Genomic DNA, 3844 nt, shown 5'->3' with positions numbered 1-3844 from the left:
CAAGCTTACGCCAGCCAAACTCGGACATTTGAACTTAGCCAGAACCGGACATTACAACTTAGCCGCTACACGGCATTTGCGCATAATAAGTGTTATGTTAAATAAAAGGGATTTCGGAGGTGGCTGCCAGCAGGCGCTGGGAACAGTTGATTTTCTCCTGTGTTAGGCCGATTCGTTCGGCAGCCACCATCTGCCCTCATGCCGCCTGCTCAAGCCATAAGGCGCTGCGCCTGTGTCCAGGCGAGATCAGCCACCCGAGCGAATCGCTCGCCCATGGCACGCGCGTCGGCGCTGGACGCCGTACCGCGTGCAACGCGGCCCTTGATGCCATGGAGAATCGCGGCAAAGCGGAACATGTTAAAAGCGATGTAGAAATCCAGATTGCCAATGCCCGGGCGCCCGGTACGGCGGCAGTAGGCTTCGACATAGGCAGCCTCGTCGGGCAATCCCGCCGCCGCCAGGTCCCGCCCCGCGATGCCGCCCAGGATATCGGGCGGCATGCGGAACATCATGGCGTGATAGGCAAAGTCGGCAAGCGGATCGCCCAGTGTCGACAGTTCCCAGTCCAGCACCGCCAACACCCGCGGCTCGGTGAGGTGGAAGATCAGGTTGTCGGCGCGGAAATCGCCGTGGGTGATGGCAACCTCATCGGCGGCGGGCAGATGGCGGGGCAACCAGTCGACCAGCTGGTCCATCGCAGGATGCCGGCCGGCCAGCTCGTCGCTGCGGTACTGGTCCGACCAGCGCGCGACCTGACGGGCGACGTAGCCGCCAGCCTTGCCGTAGTCGCCCAGGCCGATGGCCGCCGGATCGATGGTGTGGAGGCTGGCCAGCGTGGCGTTCATGGCGTCCATGTAGGCCGCGCGCTCGCCCGCCGCCACATCGGAAAAACCGGCATCCCAGAAGATCCGGCCCTCGACGAGATCCATGACGAAGAACCAGCTGCCGATCACCGCGTCGTCGGTGCAGAGCCCGTGGATCCGGGGTACCGGAAAGCCCGCCTGGCCCAGCGCTGCCATCACCCTTGCCTCGCGTTCCACGGCGTGGGCGCCTTTGATCAGCTCGCCGGGTGGCTTGCGTCGCAGCACATAGCTGCGCCCGGGCGTACGCAGGCGATAGGTAGGATTGGACTGCCCGCCCTTGAACTGGTCGATCGTCAGCGGTCCGGCGTATCCCGCCACGTTGCGCGCCATCCAGCGCTCCAGCGCAGCCTGGTCGAAGCGATGTTGGTCGCGCACCGGCCCTGTGCCGGCGAACTCTTGCGCGCTAGCCATGGCTCGCCTCCCCGCTCAGGGTCTTGCGCTTGATCATCTTTGCCAGCGACCATTTGTGTACCTCGGTGGGACCGTCGTAGATGCGGAAGGCGCGGACTTCACGGAACACCTGCTCGACGATGGAATCGCGCGACACCCCCGAGCCGCCCATGATCTGCACGCAACGGTCGGCCACGCGGAACACCGCCTCGGACACCGCCACCTTGGTCATCGAGCTCTCGTTGGTCCCCAGTGCACCGCCATCGAGCACGCCGGCGCACCAGTCGATCATCAATGCCGCCTGCTGCAGGTCGATCAGGTTCTCGGCCAGCATGAATCCTACGCCTTCATGGTCGATCAGCAGCTTGCCAAACGCCTTGCGCGTGGTCGCGTAAGCCACGGCGATCTCATGCGCACGCGTGGCGCAGCCGTGCCAGCGCATACAATGCGAAAGGCGGGCCGGAGACAACCTGACCTGGGCATAGCGGAAGCCTTCGTTGATCTCGCCAAGCACCTGGCTGGCCGGCACCCGCAGGTTGTCGATGACGATCAGGGCGTGCCCGCCGGGCATCGAGTTGTCGATGGTGTCCAGCACACGCTCGATCCGAATGGCGGGATCGGGCAGGTCTACCAGGAACATGGTGGATTGCACCTTGCCGTCCTCGCTTGTGCGCGCCATCACAATGCCGACCGAAGCACCTTCCGCGCCAGTGATGAACATCTTGCGCCCGTTGATGACCCACTCGTCGCCCCGCTTCACCGCGGTGGTCTGCAGCATTGACGGATCCGAGCCGGCGCCGCCATCTTCGGCAGGCTCGGTCATGAAGAAGGCGGAGCGGGCTGCGCCACTGACAAGCTGGTCGAGGAAGCGCCGCCTCTGTTCCGGGGTGGCGACTTTGCCGAGCAGGAACATATTGCCCTCGTCGGGGGCCATGGTATTGACGGCCACAGGACCCAGCGGCGACAGCCCGGAGCGTTTGAGCACGGCTGCGGTCTCCAGCTGCGTCAGGTGGCTGCCGTCATTGAGGATGTGCGGCGTCATGACGCCCGCCTCGCGCGCCTTGGCGCGCAGTTCGTCGACCAGGTCCGCCGACGGGCCATGCGCACCGTAACGGGGGTCGCGCTCGTAGGGCGCGACGATCTTGCGCACAAAGGACTCGACGCGATCCGCGATGGCGCGGCTGCGTTCGGTGGGACAGGGAGTGAACATGGGCCTTTGTCTCAGAGCGAGTTGATGGAGTGGCCGCCGTCAACCGGCAGGACCGTACCTGTCATGTACTCGGACGCATCCGAGGCCAGCAACAGCAGCGCGCCATCGAGCTGGCCGGGCTGGCCGAGCCGGCGCTGCGGAATGCGCGCGATCATGGCCCGGCCGCTGTCGCTCTCGAAGAAGCCGCGGTTGATGTCGGTCTCGAAGTAGCCCGGCGCCAGCGCGTTGACGCGGATGCCGTGACGCGCCCATTCCAGCGCCAGCGAGCGCGTCAGGTGGATCAGGCCTGCCTTCGCGGCGGTGTATGCGGGCACCTGCTGCGCCACGCGCAGGCCGAGGATCGACGCGATATTGACAATGCTGCCGCCGCCGGCTGCGCGCATCATCCGCGCCGCGCACTGCGCCACGCGCCAGGCGCCGTTCAGGTTGGTGTCGATCACGCTTTGCCAGGCGCCCTCCTCTACCTCCATGGCCGGCCCGGTGGTGGCGATGCCGGCGCTGTTGACGACTACCTGGACCGGTCCGAGCTGCTGGTGCGCCGCCTCGAACGCGGCACCGACTGATGCCGGATCCCTGACGTCGAGCGCCACCACGCAGCCTTGCCCGCCCTGCCTGCACAGGTCGGCCAGCACGGCCTCGCCTTCGGCCACGCGCCGGCCCGCCAGTGCCACCTTGCAGCCCGCGCGCGCCAGCGTCTGCGCAAAGTGCAGGCCCAGGCCGCCAAAGGCCCCGGTTACCAGCGCTACCTTGCCGTCCAGATCGGCAAACAGGCCGAGCTCGCGTCCTTGCTGGTTCATTGCTTGTCTCCTCTCTGTATTGCTGCGAATGCCGCGGCTCAGGCGGCCTTGAGCATGTCCTCTACCACCTTCTTGGCGTCGCCGAACACCATCATGGTCTTGTCCATGTAGAACAATTCGTTGTCCAGGCCGGCGTAGCCGGCGGCCATCGAGCGCTTGTTGACGATGATGGTCTTGGCCTTGTACGCCTCCAGGATCGGCATCCCGGCGATCGGCGACTTGGGATCGGTCTTGGCCGCCGGGTTGACCACGTCGTTGGCGCCCAGCACCAGCACCACGTCGGCCTGGCCGAACTCGCTGTTGATGTCTTCCATCTCGAAGACCTGGTCGTACGGCACCTCGGCCTCGGCCAGCAGCACGTTCATGTGGCCNGGCATGCGGCCCGCCACCGGGTGGATCGCNTANTTNACGGTNACGCCCTTNTCNGNNAGNNNNTCGGTCAGCTCCTTNAGCGCNTGNTGGGCGCGCGCNACCGCCAGGCCGTAGCCNGGCACNATGATNACNGTNTCNGCNTTGCCCATCAGGAANGCGGCGTCNTCNGCCGANCCCGACTTGACGTTGCGCTGCGCCTGCGCNNCNGNNNC

3 protein-coding genes and 1 pseudogene (1 of these 4 only partly in view) are annotated in these 3844 nt (G+C 65.9%); all 4 read right to left on the bottom strand.

Going from position 1 to position 3844, the window contains the following annotated elements; translation table 11 throughout:
* Positions 1-209 precede the first annotated feature (209 nt).
* Positions 210-1274 (bottom strand): phosphotransferase, encoded by a 1065-nt coding sequence (locus A3AG_RS0121295; RefSeq protein WP_018007381.1) that lies wholly within the window; start codon positions 1272-1274, stop codon positions 210-212.
* A complete protein-coding gene (locus tag A3AG_RS0121290) occupies positions 1267-2463 on the bottom strand; it encodes an acyl-CoA dehydrogenase family protein (protein ID WP_018007380.1) in 1197 nt (398 codons plus the stop codon). The genes A3AG_RS0121295 and A3AG_RS0121290 overlap by 8 nt, the downstream gene beginning before the upstream one ends.
* An 11-nt stretch (positions 2464-2474) precedes the next feature.
* On the bottom strand, positions 2475-3260 hold the full coding sequence (locus A3AG_RS0121285; protein ID WP_018007379.1) for an SDR family NAD(P)-dependent oxidoreductase: 786 nt from the start codon (positions 3258-3260) through the stop codon (positions 2475-2477).
* Between the two features lie 38 nt (positions 3261-3298).
* A pseudogene (locus A3AG_RS0121280) lies at positions 3299-3844 on the bottom strand (NAD(P)(+) transhydrogenase (Re/Si-specific) subunit beta); it runs 924 nt beyond the window's last position.

The organism is Cupriavidus neocaledonicus (genome assembly GCF_000372525.1).
Taxonomy (GTDB): Bacteria; Pseudomonadota; Gammaproteobacteria; order Burkholderiales; family Burkholderiaceae; genus Cupriavidus; species Cupriavidus neocaledonicus.
Note: the sequence above shows the minus strand (reverse complement) of the source record. Positions and strands in the feature narration are given on the sequence as shown.

Excerpts from the sequence above, each read along its gene's own strand:
- A3AG_RS0121295 (WP_018007381.1), bottom strand. The coding sequence starts at position 1,274 with ATGGCTAGCGCGCAAGAGTTCGCCGGCACAGGGCCGGTGCGCGACCAA.
- A3AG_RS0121290 (WP_018007380.1), bottom strand. The coding sequence starts at position 2,463 with ATGTTCACTCCCTGTCCCACCGAACGCAGCCGCGCCATCGCGGATCGC.
- A3AG_RS0121285 (WP_018007379.1), bottom strand. The coding sequence starts at position 3,260 with ATGAACCAGCAAGGACGCGAGCTCGGCCTGTTTGCCGATCTGGACGGC.